Genomic DNA, 14,827 nt, shown 5'->3' on the forward strand with positions numbered 1-14,827 from the left:
CTCCCACCGCTCTCCGCTTCCTCTCCGATTCTTCAGGAAATCCCTCCGCGAGGATTGACCTCGTGCCGGTCGCTCCCGCGTCATATGGAATTGACGTGACGTCAACTCGACGGTTCTAAGTTCCTCGACGCGTGCGTGACTCCTCGCCCGACCGGGCGCGGAGCCCCTCCTCCCACAGGAGTGACCGTGGAACGTCGTACCTTCCTTCGCGGGGCCGTCATCGGCTCCTCCGCCGCCGCCTTCGGCGGCACGCTGATGCACGGCGCGGCCTACGCGGCCCCCGCCCAGCCCGGCGCCGGACCCTACGGGGGGCTCGGCGCCGCCGACGCCAACGGCATCATGCTGCCTGCCGGTTTCAGCAGCCGGGTGATAGCCCGCTCCGGCCAGACGGTCCCCGGCACCTCGTACGCCTGGCACAGCGCCCCCGACGGCGGCGCCTGTTTCGCCGACGGCACGGGCTGGATCTACGTGTCGAACTCGGAGATCAACCCCTCCGGCGGTGCGAGCGCGGTGAAGTTCAACTCCTCGGGCACCGTCACCGGCGCCTACCGCATCCTCTCCAACACCCGGCAGAACTGCGCGGGCGGCAAGACCCCGTGGAACACCTGGCTGTCCTGCGAGGAGGTCGACCGCGGCTACGTCTACGAGACCGACCCGTACGGGGTGAACGCCTCCGTGCAGCGCCCCGCGATGGGCCGCTTCAAGCACGAGGCGGCCGCCGCCGACCCGGTGCGCCAGGTCGTCTACCTGACCGAGGACGAGAGCAGCGGCTGCTTCTACCGCTTCATCCCCACCACCTGGGGCAACCTCTCCTCCGGCACCCTCCAGGTCCTCAAGGCCGGCACCGCCACCTCCGGCTCCTTCACCTGGGCCAACGTCCCCGACCCGGACGGCTCGCCGACCAGCACGCGCACCCAGGTCTCGGGCTCGAAGAAGTTCAACGGCGGCGAGGGCTGCCACTACGCCAACGACACGGTCTGGTTCACCACCAAGGGCGACAACCGCGTCTGGCAGCTCAACCTCGCGAACAGCACCTACGAGCTCGCCTACGACGACTCCCTGGTCTCCGGCGGCGGCGCCCCCCTGACGGGCGTCGACAACGTCACGGGTTCCTCGTACGGCGACCTGTACGTCGCCGAGGACGGCGGCAACCTGGAGATCTGCGTCATCACCCCGGACGACATCGTCGCCCCCTTCCTGCGGGTCACCGGCCAGTCCTCCTCGGAGATCACCGGCCCGGCCTTCTCCCCCGCCGGAAACCGCCTCTACTTCAGCAGCCAGCGCGGCACGAGCGGCAGCTCCACGGGTGGCATCACGTACGAGGTCACGGGCCCGTTCCGCGTCTGACACCGCTCCGCCCCCGGCCGCGGCCACATCCGGCCCAGCGACCGGCCCAGCGGCAGGCTGCGCCCCGACGGGTCACGAACCCGCCGGGGCGCGGCCGCTCACGACATCACGGCCCCGCCCTTGAGCAGCGCGGCCCCCAGCGGCGTCACCGTGTGCAACACGGCGTTGCCCCGCCGTAGCGTGGTGACCAGCCCGGCCTCCCGCATGACCCCCGCGTGCTGGCTCGCGGAGGCCAGCGACACCCCGGCCCGCCGCGCCAGCTCGCTCGTGGTGGCCCCGTCGCCGATCGCCTGGAGCACCACCGACCGGGTGTGCCCGACGAGCTTGCCCAGGGTGTGCTGGCGGTGCCGGCGCCGCTCCTCCGCCGGACGGGCCGCCTCGCCGCCGGCCTGCGCCGAGGACAGCTCGGCCGCCGCCGGATACACCAGCACGGGCGGCAGCTCCGGATCGTGCAGGGTCACCGCCGTGCGCCGGCAGAAGAAGGAGGGCTGGAGCAGCAGCCCGCGCCCCCGTAGCCGTACGTCCCGGTCCACGGGGTAGTCGCACTCCAGCACCGGCGCCCGCCACCGCAGCATCGGCGGCAGGGAGGCCAGCAGCTCGTCCGCTCCCCCGTCGAGCAGCGCCCGCCCCCGCGCGGCCCGCTCGGCCTCGATCTGCGCCTGGATGTGGCTCCAGTACGGGTCGACGGCCGCCCGGTGGTACCGGCGCAGCTCCTCCATCAGCCGGGGCAGGTGCGCGGTGTCCCCCTCCATGAAGTCCCGCAGCCGCCTGGGGACCAGGACCTCGGAGCCGCGGTACGCGCCCCCGCCGGCCGTCGCGGGCATCCCGAAGGCCGCGGCCATGCCGGAGCCCGTCTCCACGCTCCGGCCGAGCAGGGTGAGCTCGCGCCGCAGCCGCTCGGGGCGGATCCCGCGCAGTGCGTCGAGGCCCACGTCCCACCCGTACTGCCCCTCCACGGGGGTCAGGAAATCGGGGAAATACCCGCGGCTCGGTATCAGCGCACCGAGAAGTCGTGTTTCACCATTCAACCTGGTGCGTGTTTCCGCACGCCAATCGCCGAAGAGCCGCGTATCCCGCCGGTCCCGTAAACGGTGAAAACTCAGAATCGTTTCCCACAACGCATCCGGACGCCCTGCCATCCTTACGCGCGCGAGGTCCACTCCAGTGAAATGGATACGCAGCACCCGAACCCCCACCTGTGCAACCGCAATCCCCCCGCCCCTCGAGTATGCACGTCGTCACACGTGGTCACCATGGCCTTTCAGCCACAGTTGAAACCCCTTTCGGCGGAGGTGTGACAACCGAAATCCTGTACTCCGCCGGGCACACTCCGGCGCGACCGAAACGCTCCGCGAAGGCCGTGGGGGGCTTTGCGGGGCCTGGCGGTCGGTCGCACCGGGAAGCGCCGACGTGTCCGGCGGATTGGCGACAGGCGGTGGACGGGTGGGGATCCGTCCACCGCCTGTTGCCGTTAAGGCATCTGGAACAACATTGAACCAATACTGAGCCCCGGGAACGCCGGGGAACACCGATGGACGGCGCCCGGGAAGGCCGGGGAACGCCCGCGAACGTCAGAGAGGGACGGGGAACGCCGCGGAACGCCGGGGAAATAGAGCGCGCCTGCCACCGGACGTCAGGGAACCCGGGGGCAGGCGCGGTCGATGGGGCCCCGCACGGGGGCCGTGGAGCGGTCAGCGGCTGTCGCTGCCCTTCGCCTCGGCGGCGGCGCGGCCGGCCTCCAGGCGCGCGACCGGAATCCGGAACGGCGAGCAGGAGACGTAGTCCAGGCCTACCTCGTGGAAGAAGTGGACGGACTCGGGGTCGCCGCCGTGCTCTCCGCAGACGCCGAGCTTGAGGTCGGGGCGGGTGGCCCGGCCGGCCTCGACGGCGCTGCGGACCAGCGTGCCGACGCCGTCCCGGTCGATGGTCTCGAAGGGCGAGACCCCGAAGATGCCCTTCTCCAGGTAGGCGGTGAAGAAGCTGGCCTCGACGTCGTCGCGGGAGAAGCCCCACACGGTCTGGGTCAGGTCGTTCGTGCCGAAGGAGAAGAACTGCGCGGCCTCGGCGATCTGGCCGGCGGTGAGGGCGGCGCGGGGCAGCTCGATCATGGTGCCGATGGTCAGCTTGAGGTCGGTGCCGGTGGCGGCCTCGACCTCGGCGATGACCTGGTCGGCCTCCTCGCGGACGATCTCCAGCTCCTGGACGGTGCCCACGAGCGGGACCATGATCTCGGCGCGCGGGTCGCCCTTGGCGTTCTTGCGCTCGGCCGCGGCCTCGGCGATCGCCCGGACCTGCATCTTGAACAGGCCGGGGATGACCAGGCCGAGGCGGACTCCGCGCAGACCCAGCATCGGGTTCTGCTCGTGCAGCTTGTGTACGGCCTGGAGCAGGCGCAGGTCGTTCTCGTTGGCGTCCTTGCGGGACTCGGCGAGGGCGACGCGCACCGACAGCTCGGTGATGTCGGGCAGGAACTCGTGCAGCGGCGGGTCGAGCAGGCGGACGGTGACGGGCAGCCCGTCCATCGCCTCGAACAGCTCGACGAAGTCCTTCTTCTGCAGCGGCAGGAGGGCACTGAGTGCCTCCTCGCGCTCGTCGTCGGTGTCCGCGAGGATCAGTCGCTCCACCAGTTCACGGCGCTCACCGAGGAACATGTGCTCGGTGCGGCACAGGCCGATGCCCTGGGCGCCGAAGCGGCGGGCGCGCAGCGCGTCCTCGGCGTTGTCGGCGTTGGCGCGCACCCGCAGGCGGCGCACGCGGTCGGCGTAGGCCATGATCCGGTGCACCGCGGCGACGAGCTCGTCGGCGTCGTCGGCGCCGGCGTGCATGCGGCCCTCGAAGTACTCGACGACCGGGGACGGTACGACGGGTACCTCGCCGAGGTAGACCTTGCCGGTGGAACCGTCGATGGAGACGACGTCGCCCTCTTCGACGACCGTTCCGCCGACCGTCATGCGGCGGCGCTTGGTGTCGACCTCGAGGTCCTCGGCGCCGCAGACGCAGGTCTTGCCCATGCCGCGGGCCACGACGGCCGCGTGCGAGGTCTTGCCGCCGCGCGAGGTCAGGATGCCCTCGGAGGCGATCATGCCGTCGAGGTCGTCGGGGTTGGTCTCGCGGCGGATCAGGATGACCTTCTCGCCGGAGCGGGACCACTTGACGGCCGTGTAGGAGTCGAAGACGGCCTTGCCGACGGCCGCGCCCGGGGAGGCGGCGATGCCGCGGCCCAGCAGCGTCGTCTTCGCATCCTCGTCGAAGCGCGGGAACATCAGCTGCGCGAGCTGGGCGCCGTTGACGCGCTGGAGGGCCTCGGCCTCGTCGATGAGGCCCTGGTCGACGAGCTGGGTGGCGATGCGGAAGGCGGCGCCGGCGGTGCGCTTGCCGACGCGGGTCTGGAGCATCCACAGCTGGCCGCGCTCGATGGTGAACTCGATGTCGCAGAGATCCTTGTAGTGGGTCTCCAGCGTCGTCATGATCGTCATGAGCTGGTCGTACGAGACCTTGTCGATGGTCTCCAGGTCCGCGAGCGGCACGGTGTTGCGGATGCCCGCGACCACGTCCTCGCCCTGGGCGTTCTGGAGGTAGTCGCCGTAGACGCCCGCGTGGCCGGTGGCCGGGTCGCGGGTGAAGGCGACACCGGTGCCCGAGTCGGGGCCGAGGTTGCCGAAGACCATGGAGCAGATGTTGACCGCGGTGCCCAGGTCGCTCGGGATGCGCTCCTGGCGGCGGTAGAGCTTGGCGCGGTCGGTGTTCCAGGAGTTGAAGACCGCTTCGACGGCGAGGTCGAGCTGCTCGCGGGCGTCCTGCGGGAACTCGCGGCCGGCCTGCTTGGCGACGATCTTCTTGAAGCGGGTGACCAGCTTCTTCAGGTCGGCGGCGTCGAGGTCGGTGTCGACGGTGACCTTCTTGGTGGCCTTGGCCTCGTCGAGGGCTTCCTCGAACAGCTCGCCGTCCACGTCGAGGACGGTCTTGCCGAACATCTGGATCAGGCGGCGGTACGAGTCCCACGCGAAGCGCTCGTTGCCGGCCTGGGTGGCGAGGCCGGCGACGGACTCGTCGGAGAGGCCGATGTTGAGGACCGTGTCCATCATGCCGGGCATCGAGAACTTGGCGCCGGAACGCACGGAGACCAGCAGCGGGTCGTCCGACTGGCCGAGCTTCTTGCCCATCTTCGCCTCGAGGGCGGCGAGGTGCGCGCTGACCTCTTCGCGCAGCTCGGCCGGGGCCTCGCCGCTGTCGAGGTAGACCTTGCAGGCCTCGGTGGTGATGGTGAAGCCGGGAGGGACCGGCAGACCCAGGTTGGTCATCTCGGCGAGGTTGGCACCCTTGCCGCCGAGAAGGTCCTTGAGGTCGCGGTTGCCCTCCGTGAAGTCGTAGACGAACTTCTGATCTTTGTTTTCCGACACGGGTCTCGACTCCTCGAGGCTCGGTGGCTGCCCTGACGGCCAGGAACATACCCAGATCGAAGGCTTATGGGTACGTCCACTTGGCGGTCATGTGGCCGTAACCACCTGGGTGCCAGCCAATCGAATGTAACTGGCGAGTAGCCAAAACCTACGAAGAGCCTTCAGATCCCGAAGGGTGAGGTGCTCACTGAGGCTTGTTTCCGCTCCGATGAGCGATCATCGATACATTTGCGTTCAAGACTTGAACGCACAAAGGGTGGCACCCAGTGCCACCCTTTGAAAGTCTTACCCGTGACCATTACGCTCATCTGAGCGAAACCTCACCCATGCGTGGCGTATGTCACGCCACACATGGCACGTTTTGCCAGCGAGTTCTCAACCTCCGGACGTGTCCAGTTCGGCTTCCTCGCTCACGCCCGCGCAGTCGTAAGGATCCTTCAGCCAGCCCTCGGGCAGGACAACCCGGTTGTTTCCGGACGTACGACCCCGAGGGCCGTCCGCGCTGTCCGGCCAGGGCTGATCCAAATCCAGCTCGCTCAGATGAGCGTCCAGCTCGGCCAGGGAGGAGGTGACGGCGAGCTTCTGCCGCATCTCCGAACCCACCGAGAAGCCCTTGGTGTACCAGGCCACGTGCTTACGGAAGTCGATCACCCCGCGCGCCTCGTCGCCGATCCACTCCCCCAGCAGCTGGGCGTGGCGGAGCATGGTCTGCCCGACCTCCCGCAGCGTGGGCTTGTGGAAGTCCTCGGGACGCCCTTCGAAGGCCGCCACCAGGTCGTTGAACAGCCACGGGCGCCCCAGGCAGCCGCGCCCGACGACGACACCGTCGCAGCCGGTCTCGCGGACCATCCGCAGCGCGTCCTCGGCGCACCAGATGTCGCCGTTGCCCAGCACCGGGATCTCCGGCACGTGCTCCTTGAGCCGTGCGATGGCCTCCCAGTCGGCGGTGCCGCCGTAGTGCTGCGCGGTGGTCCGGCCGTGCAGGGCTATGGCGGTGATGCCCTCCTCGACGGCGATCCGGCCGGCGTCGAGGTAGGTGAGGTGGTCGTCGTTGATGCCCTTGCGCATCTTCATCGTCACCGGCAGGTCGCCGGCGCCGGCGACGGCCTCGCGCAGGATCGCGCGCAGCAGGTTCCGCTTGTACGGGAGGGCCGAGCCGCCACCCTTGCGGGTGACCTTGGGCACCGGGCAGCCGAAGTTGAGGTCGATGTGGTCGGCGCGGTCCTCTTCGACGATCATGCGGACCGCCTTGCCGACCGTCGCGGGGTCGACTCCGTACAGCTGGATCGAGCGGGGCTTCTCGGTCTCGTCGAAGTGGATCAGCTGCATGGTCTTCTCGTTGCGCTCGACCAGGGCCCGGGTCGTGATCATCTCGCTCACGAACAGCCCCTTGCCGCCCGAGAACTCGCGGCACAGGGTACGGAACGGGGCGTTGGTGATGCCGGCCATCGGCGCGAGCACCACCGGGGGCTGCACGGTGTGCGGGCCGATCGCGAGAGGCGGGGGGAGCGTGGTCATCCCACCATTGTGGCTCAGTCGTGCCGTTGATCGCATGTCGTTAGTTAGGCGTACTATCGGCCCATGGACGAGCTGACCCAGCGGCGGCGCCTGCTGATCCTGACGATCTGCTGCATGAGCCTGCTCATCGTCAGCCTGGACAACACCGTCCTGAACGTCGCCCTCCCCGCCATGCGCCGCGATCTGGACGCCTCCGTGGCCGGCATGCAGTGGACGATCGACGCGTACACGCTGGTCCTGGCCTCGCTGCTGATGCTGGCCGGCTCCACCGCGGACCGGATCGGCCGCCGCAAGGTCTTCACCGTCGGCATCGTGCTCTTCACCGCCGGCTCGGTCCTCTGCTCGCTCGCGCCGAGCCTGGGCTGGCTGATCGCCTTCCGGATGATCCAGGCCGTCGGCGGCTCGATGCTCAACCCGGTCGCCATGTCGATCATCACCAACACCTTCACCGAACCGCGCGAGCGTGCCCGCGCCATCGGCGTCTGGGGGGCCGTCGTCGGCATCTCCATGGCCGCGGGCCCGCTGATCGGCGGCCTGCTCGTGGACTCGGTCGGCTGGCGGTCCATCTTCTGGATCAACCTCCCCGTCGGCCTCCTCGCCCTGGTCCTGACCCTGCGCTACATCCCGGAGTCCCGGGCCGACCACCCGCGCCGCCCGGACCCGGTCGGGCAACTGCTGGTCATGGGGCTGCTCGGCTCGGTGACGTTCGGGATCATCGAGGCCCCGGCCGCCGGACTGCTCTCCCCGCTGATCCTGAGCTGCGCGCTCGTCGCCGTCCTGTCCCTGGCCGGGCTGCTGACCTACGAGTCACGGCGGGCGGAGCCCCTGATCGACCCGCGGTTCTTCCGTAGCGCCCCCTTCAGCGGGGCCACGGTGATCGCGGTCAGTGCCTTCGCCGCGCTGTCCGGGTTCCTGTTCCTGAACACCCTGTACCTCCAGGACGTACGGGGCCTGGACGCCCTGGACGCCGGCCTCTACATGCTGCCGATGGCGGCCTTCGCCTTCCTCTGCGCGCCCGTGTCGGGACGGCTCGTCGCCACCCGGGGGCCGCGGCTGCCGTTGCTGGTCGCGGGCGTGACGATGAGCGCGAGCGGGCTGCTGTTCGCCGCCTTCTCGGCCGAGAGCTCGACGCCGATGCTGTTCGCCGGGTACGTGCTCTTCGGCATCGGGTTCGGCCTGGTGAACGCCCCGATCACCAACACCGCCGTCTCCGGGATGCCGCGCGCCCAGGCCGGGGTGGCCGCCGCGGTGGCCTCCACCAGCCGGCAGACCGGCGGGGCGCTGGGCGTGGCGGTCGTGGGCGCGGTCCTGGCCGCCGGGATGGCGGGCGGGTCCGGTTCCGCCGCCGCGTTCGTGGCCGCCGCCCGGCCCGCCTGGTGGATCATCACGGTGTGCGGACTGCTCGTCCTGTGCGTCGGCCTCGCCACCAGCGGCCGCTGGGCCCGCGAGACGGCCCTGCGCACGGCCCGCGCCCTGGAGCCTCAGGCCGGCCCCGCGCGTACGGGCGCCGCACCGCGGCACTGAGGCGGGAGCCGCGCGGCTGCCGGACCGGCCGGCCGGCTACTCGCCGCAGGCGAAGTCCTCGCTGTGCGAGTCGATCCGGTCCAGCAGGCCGCGCAGCGCGTCCCGGTCCCGGTCCGAGAGGCCGGCGAACAGTGCGAGTTCCACCGCGTCGAGGGCCGCGTTCGTCTTCGCCAGGGCCGCGGTGCCGGCGTCGGTGATGGCCACGTTGTGGCGGCGGCGGTCGGCGGGGTCCCGGCGGCGCTCGACGAGTCCGTCGCCCTCCAGGTCGTTCAGGATCCCGACGAGCACGCTCGGGTCCACTTCCAGCCGCTCCGCCAGCGCGCGCTGGCCGATGGGCCCGCCGTCCAGGTGCGTCAGGGTCATCGCGTGGCGCGGGGTGAGTCCGGCGGCGCTGAGCGCCTTCTTCATGCGGGTCTGGGTGACCGATCCGTGCCAGGCCAGCAGCATGCCCAGCCGCTGCGGCGGGTGCGTGGTGTCCTGAGGCGCCGTCATGTCCACATCGTAACAACCGGGAAATGATTGCGCTCCGCCGATCGTTGATGGTATTCAATGATTCACCATTGCCGATCGTTGGAGTCCACCATGTTCATCGCCTACGCCGTCGTCGCCGGACTGCTCGCCCTCGTCCTCACCGCGTCCGCGACCTTCACACTCCAGCGCAACCCCGCGATCACGGAGAGCATGACGAAGGTCGGAGTGCCGGACTCCTGGCTCCCCCGCCTGGCCACCCTCAAGGCGGCCGGAGCGATCGGCCTGGTCGCGGGCCTGTGGCTGACCCCACTGGGCATGGCCGCCGCCATCGGCGTGACCCTCTACTTCCTCGGCGCGATCCTCTTCCACCTGCGCGCGAAGGACTACGACTTCGCCCCCGCGGCCGTCCTCACCCTGGTCGCGGCGGCCGCCCTGATCCTGCGCGCGGCGGCCTGACACGCCCTGCGCCGCGACTCCGCCCCGACCTCCTGGACAGTTAGTCTGCGCAGAGATAGTCTGCGCGAAGACAATCTGGAGGACCCCCATGTGGGAGTACGAGCACGGCATCGAGACCACCGCCGCACCCGAGGCGATCTGGGCCCTGTGGGCCGACGTCGAGAACTGGGGCACCTGGAACGCCGACATCGAGAAGATCGAGCTCCGGGGCCCCTTCGCGGCGGGCGCGGAGATCACCATGACCCCGGCCGGCCAGGACCCGGTGGAACTGCTCGTCGCCGAGGCCACCGAGGGCGAGATGTTCACCGACGAGGCGCGCTTCGCCGGCCTGGTCCTGCGGACCACCCACCGCATCGACCGGCTCGACCGGGCGCTCAGCCGGGTGGTGTACCGGATGGAGATCAGCGGCGAGGGCGCCGCGGAAGCGGGCCCCGAGATCGGCCCGGCCATCACGGCCGACTGGCCCGACACCCTGGCCGCACTGGTCCGGACGGCCCAGGGCTGATGCCCCTGACCCCCGGCGAGAGTCCCGGCTTCCTGCTCTGGCACGCCACCCTGCGCTGGCAGCGGGGCATCGCCGCGGCGCTGGGCCCCCTGGGCCTGACCCACGTGCAGTTCGTCCTCCTGGCCTGCGCCTGGTGGCTGAACGAACAGGGCGAGCGGCCCAACCAGCAGGCGCTGGCACGCCAGGCGGGCACCGACGTGAAGATGACCTCCCAGGTGGTGCGCACCCTGGAACAGAAGGGGCTCCTCGCGCGCGAGGTCGATCCGGCGGACACCCGCGCCAAGCGGCTGCGCGTCACCGCGGCCGGGGCCGAGCTGGCGCCGCGGGCGATCGCCGCCGTCGAGGGGGTCGACGAGGCGTTCTTCCGGCCGGTCGCGCGCGAGGATGCCATCACCCTGCTGGGCCGCCTGGCCCGTCCCGAGTCCTGAATCCCGAATCCCGAATCCCGCCCCGCCCCCCCCACCCTCCCCTCCCCTCCCCTCCCCTCAGCCCCGTCCGCCTTGCGGGCGGGGCTTCCTTGCCCGAACGAGTGACAGATATTGAAATCTGTCAGCCGTCATGTCATTCTCGTTCCATGACGACAAACCAGAGCACCTCAGAGACCGGCACCCGCACCCTCGGCAGCACCGGACCCGGCGTCTTCCCGCTGGGGCTGGGCTGCATGGGGATGTCCGCCCTCTACGGCGAGGCCGACCGGGCGGAATCCCTCGCCACCATCCACGCCGCCCTCGACGCCGGAGTCACCCTCCTCGACACGGGCGACTTCTACGGCATGGGGCACAACGAGCTCCTCATCAACGAAGCCCTGCGCACCGCCCCCGCCGCGGCGCGCGAGAAGGCGCTGACCAGTGTGAAGTTCGGTGCGCTGCGCACGGTCGAGGGCGGCTTCACCGGGTATGACGGGCGCCCGGAGGCCGTCAAGAACTTCCTGGCCTATTCGCTCCAGCGGCTCGGCCGGGACCACATCGACATCTACCGCATCGCCCGGGTGGACCCCGACGTCCCGATCGAGGAGACCGTCGGCGCCATCGCCGAGGCCGTCGCCGCCGGGCACGTCCGGCACATCGGGCTCTCCGAGGTGGGCGCGGACACCCTGCGGCGGGCCGCCGCAGTGGCTCCCATCGCCGACCTCCAGATCGAGTACTCCCTGATCTCGCGCGGAATCGAGGAGGAGATCCTGCCGACCGCCCGCGAGCTCGGCATAGGCGTCACGGCGTACGGGGTGCTGTCCCGCGGCCTGATCAGCGGCCACTTCACCCGGGACCGGGCACTGGCTCCGGGCGACTTCCGCGGGATGAGCCCGCGCTTCCAGGGCGGCAATCTCGACCGGAACCTCGACCTGGTCGACGCCCTGCGCAAGGTCGCCGACGAGAAGGGCATCACCGTCGCCCAGACGGCCATCGCCTGGGTGCTCGCACAGGGCGGGGACATCGTCCCGCTGGTCGGCGCCCGCAGCCGCGAGCGGCTCGGCGAGGCGCTGGGTGCCCTTCAGGTCGCCCTGACCCCCGCCGACCTCGCGTCCATCGAGGACGCGGTCCCGGCGGGTGCGGCCGCCGGAGACCGGTACCCGGCAGCCCAGATGGCCCACCTGGACAGCGAGCACTGATCCGGCTGTACGGTCGTACTCATGCCACCCGCAGCCGCCGAGCCCCTCACCCCCGAGCGCATCCTCGAAACCACCGAGGAGGTGCTGCGCCGCTTCGGCCCGACCAAGGCGACCGTGGTGGACGTGGCGCGCGCCCTGGGCGTCAGCCACGGCAGCGTGTACCGGCACTTCCCCTCGAAGGCCGCGCTGCGCGAGGCCGTCACGGACCGCTGGCTCGCCAAGAGCGTGGTCATGCTGGAGGAGATCGCCTCGGCCCCGGCCGAGCCGGCCCCGTCCAAGCTGGAATCGTGGCTGGAGGCGCTGTTCGAGGCCAAGCGCCACAAGGCGGGTGACGACCCGGAGCTGTTCGCGACGTACATCGTGCTGCTCGGCGAGAGCAGCGGCGTGGTGGAGCACCACATCACCGAGCTGATCGAGCAGCTCTCCCGGATCATCGGCGAGGGGGTCGCGGCGGGATCGCTCACCGCGCCCGACGTAGCGGCCGCCGCGCGCGCGGTGTTCGATGCCACCGGCCGCTTCCACGATCCGCAGTACGCGGCGGACTGGCTCGAGCCGACCATCACCGCCGAGTTCGAGGCGGTCACCGCCCTGGTCATCCGGGGCCTGCGCGCCTGAGCCCTGGAAGCGGCCACTCCGGACAGCTTGATCATCATTTGGGGCGGCGGGCCCTTGCCGCACACCTGCCGTGTTCCTACGTTCCCCCTACCGCACACCATCAGGTCTGTTCCAGGGGGAACCTTGTCCACTCAGCAAGAACCGGCAGCGCGGTCCGGGCCGCCGGCCCGGTCCGGAGCCGCCGCGGCGATCGGCTGGATCCTGACCATCGGGTTCAACGTGGTCGCGCCCATCCTCACGTACAACATGCTCACCGAGCGGGGCTGGAGCGAGTTCGCCGCGCTCCTGGCCAGCGGCGGCTGGCCGGTGGTCGACTCCCTCGTCCACCTCGCCTGGCGCCGCAAGATCGACGAGTTCGCCGTGGTCACCCTGTTCTTCCTGGTGATCACCGCTCTCGTCACCCTGATCGGCGCGCACTCGGCGCGCGCCCTGCTCATCAAGGACTCGGGGGTGACGGGTCTGTTCGGCGCACTGTGCGTCGCCACCCTGTTCGCTCCCCGGCCGCTGATGTTCTACTTCGGCCGCAAGTTCGGGACCGACGGGACCAAGGAGGGCGTGGCGTACTTCAACGGGCTCTGGCAGTACCCCGACTTCCGCAGCGCGATGCGGCGGATGACCACCGTCTGGGGCGTGGCGTACCTGGTGGAGGCCTCGCTGCGGGTGGTGCTGGCGTACACGCTGAGCGTCGACACGATGGTCTGGGTCAGCCCCGTCCTGATCTACGGCTTCCTGGTCTCGCTGATCGTCTGGACCGTCCGGTTCTCCAAGCGCACCCAGGCCGAGGGCCAGGCGAGGGCCGCGGCCGCCGCCGCGGAGGCCGGCAGTCCGGCGCCGGCGTAAGCGGGCCGGAAGACGGCTGTGGCCCGGTACGCATCGCGTACCGGGCCACAGCCGCATCCGCGGCGGAACCTAGCAGCCGAGCAGGCGGCTGCCGAGGTAGCTCTGGATCTGGTCCAGGGAGACGCGCTCCTGCTTCATGGTGTCGCGCTCGCGCACGGTCACCGCGTTGTCGTCGAGGGTGTCGAAGTCGACGGTGACGCAGAACGGCGTGCCGATCTCGTCCTGGCGGCGGTAGCGGCGGCCGATGGCGCCCGCGTCGTCGAACTCGATGTTCCAGTGCTTGCGCAGGTCGGCGGCGAGGCCCTTGGCCTTCGGCGACAGCTGCGCGTTGCGGGACAGCGGCAGGACGGCGACCTTGACCGGGGCCAGGCGCGGGTCGAAGCGCATCACGGTGCGCTTCTCCATGACGCCCTTGGCGTTCGGGGCCTCGTCCTCGTTGAACGCGTCGAGCATGAAGGCGAGCATGGCGCGGTTGACGCCGGCCGCCGGCTCGATGACGTACGGGGTGTAGCGCTCCTTGGACTCCTGGTCGAAGTACACGAGCTCCTGGCCGGAGGCGGCGGAGTGGGCCTTGAGGTCGAAGTCGGTGCGGTTGGCCACGCCTTCGAGCTCGGAGAACTCATTGCCGCCGAAGTTGAAGCGGTACTCGATGTCGGCGGTGCGCTTCGAGTAGTGGGACAGCTTCTCCTTCGGGTGGTCGTACCAGCGGATGTTCTCCTCGCGGATGCCGAGGTCGCGGTACCAGTTCCACCGCTCCTGCATCCAGTACTCCTGCCACTGCTCGTCCTCGCCCGGCTTGACGAAGAATTCCATCTCCATCTGCTCGAACTCGCGGGTGCGGAAGATGAAGTTGCCGGGGGTGATCTCGTTGCGGAAGGACTTGCCCATCTGCGCGATGCCGAAGGGCGGCTTCTTGCGCGAGGTGGTCATCACGTGGGCGAAGTTGGTGAAGATGCCCTGGGCGGTCTCGGGGCGCAGGTACGCCTTGGAGCCGGTGTCCTGGGTCGGGCCGAGGTGGGTCTCCAGCATGCCGGAGAACTGCTTGGGCTCGGTGAACTGGCCCTTCACGCCGCAGTTGGGGCAGTTGATGTCGGCAAGACCGTTGGCGGGCACGCGGCCGTGCTTGGCCTCGTACGCCTCTTCCAGGTGGTCCGCGCGGTGGCGCTTGTGACAGGAGGTGCACTCGGTCAGCGGGTCCGAGAAGGTGCCGACGTGGCCGGAGGCCACCCAGACCTCGGGGGCCAGGATCACGGACGAGTCGAGGCCGACGATGTCCTCACGCCCGGTGACCATCGCCTTCCACCACTGGCGCTTGATGTTCTCCTTGAGCTCGACACCGAGCGGACCGTAATCCCAGGCAGCCCGAGAGCCGCCGTAGATGTCACTGCACGGGAAAACGAAGCCACGGCGCTTGCTCAGGCTGACGATGGTTTCGATCTTGTCGGCGGCCACGGTGCTCTCTTCATTTACGAGGACGAACGGCGAAGCCTCAAGGTTACCGGCGCCCGCACCCCCCCTTTCAAATCGGGACCCCCTTCCCCGGGC

13 protein-coding genes are annotated in these 14,827 nt (G+C 70.1%); 8 read left to right on the plus strand and 5 right to left on the minus strand.

From position 1 onward, the window contains the following. Positions 1–186 precede the first annotated feature (186 nt). The gene (locus OG247_RS14635) at positions 187–1,347 is read left to right on the plus strand and encodes an alkaline phosphatase PhoX (protein WP_327252666.1); all 1,161 of its coding nucleotides are present in this window, start codon (positions 187–189) and stop codon (positions 1,345–1,347) included. Between the two features lie 98 nt (positions 1,348–1,445). Here the strand turns inward: OG247_RS14635 and OG247_RS14640 are convergent, their stop codons facing one another. The 3 genes from OG247_RS14640 to dusB all read right to left on the minus strand — a co-directional run bounded on the left by OG247_RS14640 (position 1,446) and on the right by dusB (position 7,265). Continuing rightward, a complete protein-coding gene (locus OG247_RS14640; RefSeq protein ID WP_442813283.1) occupies positions 1,446–2,531 on the minus strand; it encodes an ArsR/SmtB family transcription factor in 1,086 nt (361 codons plus the stop codon). Positions 2,532–3,038: 507 nt separating this feature from the next. Next, positions 3,039–5,747, minus strand: a complete 2,709-nt coding sequence (gene ppdK, locus OG247_RS14645; protein WP_327252668.1) for a pyruvate, phosphate dikinase — start codon at positions 5,745–5,747, stop codon at positions 3,039–3,041. Positions 5,748–6,122: 375 nt separating this feature from the next. Next, on the minus strand, positions 6,123–7,265 hold the full coding sequence (gene dusB / locus OG247_RS14650; protein WP_266909012.1) for a tRNA dihydrouridine synthase DusB: 1,143 nt from the start codon (positions 7,263–7,265) through the stop codon (positions 6,123–6,125). A 63-nt stretch (positions 7,266–7,328) separates the two neighbouring features. Here dusB and OG247_RS14655 point away from each other — a divergent pair, with 63 nt between their 5' ends. Continuing rightward, positions 7,329–8,789 carry an MFS transporter gene (locus OG247_RS14655; protein ID WP_327252669.1) on the plus strand — a complete coding sequence of 487 codons (1,461 nt, stop codon included), beginning with the start codon at positions 7,329–7,331 and terminating at the stop codon, positions 8,787–8,789. 36 nt (positions 8,790–8,825) lie between these two features. On the opposite strand, the gene OG247_RS14660 is transcribed toward OG247_RS14655, so the two are convergent. Further along, positions 8,826–9,281, minus strand: coding sequence for a MarR family winged helix-turn-helix transcriptional regulator (locus OG247_RS14660; protein WP_327252670.1), 456 nt, complete (start codon positions 9,279–9,281; stop codon positions 8,826–8,828). Positions 9,282–9,371: 90 nt separating this feature from the next. Between OG247_RS14660 and OG247_RS14665 the strand changes: the two genes are divergently transcribed. The 6 genes from OG247_RS14665 to OG247_RS14690 all read left to right on the plus strand — a co-directional run bounded on the left by OG247_RS14665 (position 9,372) and on the right by OG247_RS14690 (position 13,282). Then, entirely contained in the window at positions 9,372–9,716 is a 345-nt protein-coding gene (locus OG247_RS14665) for a DoxX family protein (protein WP_327252671.1), read from the plus strand. 88 nt (positions 9,717–9,804) lie between these two features. Continuing rightward, positions 9,805–10,221, plus strand: a complete 417-nt coding sequence (locus tag OG247_RS14670) for a polyketide cyclase (protein ID WP_327252672.1) — start codon at positions 9,805–9,807, stop codon at positions 10,219–10,221. Then, a complete protein-coding gene (locus OG247_RS14675; protein WP_327252673.1) occupies positions 10,221–10,649 on the plus strand; it encodes a MarR family winged helix-turn-helix transcriptional regulator in 429 nt (142 codons plus the stop codon). The genes OG247_RS14670 and OG247_RS14675 overlap by 1 nt, the downstream gene beginning before the upstream one ends. Before the next feature lie 146 nt (positions 10,650–10,795). After that, on the plus strand, positions 10,796–11,827 hold the full coding sequence (locus OG247_RS14680; RefSeq protein ID WP_327252674.1) for an aldo/keto reductase: 1,032 nt from the start codon (positions 10,796–10,798) through the stop codon (positions 11,825–11,827). Positions 11,828–11,848: 21 nt separating this feature from the next. Beyond that, positions 11,849–12,442 (plus strand): TetR/AcrR family transcriptional regulator, encoded by a 594-nt coding sequence (locus OG247_RS14685; RefSeq protein WP_327252675.1) that lies wholly within the window; start codon positions 11,849–11,851, stop codon positions 12,440–12,442. A gap of 123 nt (positions 12,443–12,565) precedes the next feature. Next, complete coding sequence (locus tag OG247_RS14690) at positions 12,566–13,282, plus strand: VC0807 family protein (RefSeq protein ID WP_327252676.1); 717 nt, start codon at positions 12,566–12,568, stop codon at positions 13,280–13,282. 69 nt (positions 13,283–13,351) lie between these two features. Here OG247_RS14690 and OG247_RS14695 read toward each other — a convergent pair whose 3' ends face one another. Beyond that, on the minus strand, positions 13,352–14,734 hold the full coding sequence (locus tag OG247_RS14695; RefSeq protein WP_327252677.1) for a glycine--tRNA ligase: 1,383 nt from the start codon (positions 14,732–14,734) through the stop codon (positions 13,352–13,354). Between the last annotated feature and the right edge of the window lie 93 nt (positions 14,735–14,827).

Source organism: Streptomyces sp. NBC_01244 (assembly GCF_035987325.1).
Taxonomy (GTDB): domain Bacteria; phylum Actinomycetota; class Actinomycetes; order Streptomycetales; family Streptomycetaceae; genus Streptomyces.

Bases quoted from the DNA above. Each gene is read 5' to 3' on its own strand.
- dusB (WP_266909012.1), bottom strand. From the start codon at position 7,265: ATGACCACGCTCCCCCCGCCTCTCGCGATCGGCCCGCACACCGTGCAG.
- OG247_RS14655 (WP_327252669.1), top strand. From the start codon at position 7,329: ATGGACGAGCTGACCCAGCGGCGGCGCCTGCTGATCCTGACGATCTGC.
- OG247_RS14660 (WP_327252670.1), bottom strand. From the start codon at position 9,281: ATGACGGCGCCTCAGGACACCACGCACCCGCCGCAGCGGCTGGGCATG.
- OG247_RS14665 (WP_327252671.1), top strand. From the start codon at position 9,372: ATGTTCATCGCCTACGCCGTCGTCGCCGGACTGCTCGCCCTCGTCCTC.
- OG247_RS14670 (WP_327252672.1), top strand. From the start codon at position 9,805: ATGTGGGAGTACGAGCACGGCATCGAGACCACCGCCGCACCCGAGGCG.
- OG247_RS14675 (WP_327252673.1), top strand. From the start codon at position 10,221: ATGCCCCTGACCCCCGGCGAGAGTCCCGGCTTCCTGCTCTGGCACGCC.
- OG247_RS14680 (WP_327252674.1), top strand. From the start codon at position 10,796: ATGACGACAAACCAGAGCACCTCAGAGACCGGCACCCGCACCCTCGGC.
- OG247_RS14685 (WP_327252675.1), top strand. From the start codon at position 11,849: ATGCCACCCGCAGCCGCCGAGCCCCTCACCCCCGAGCGCATCCTCGAA.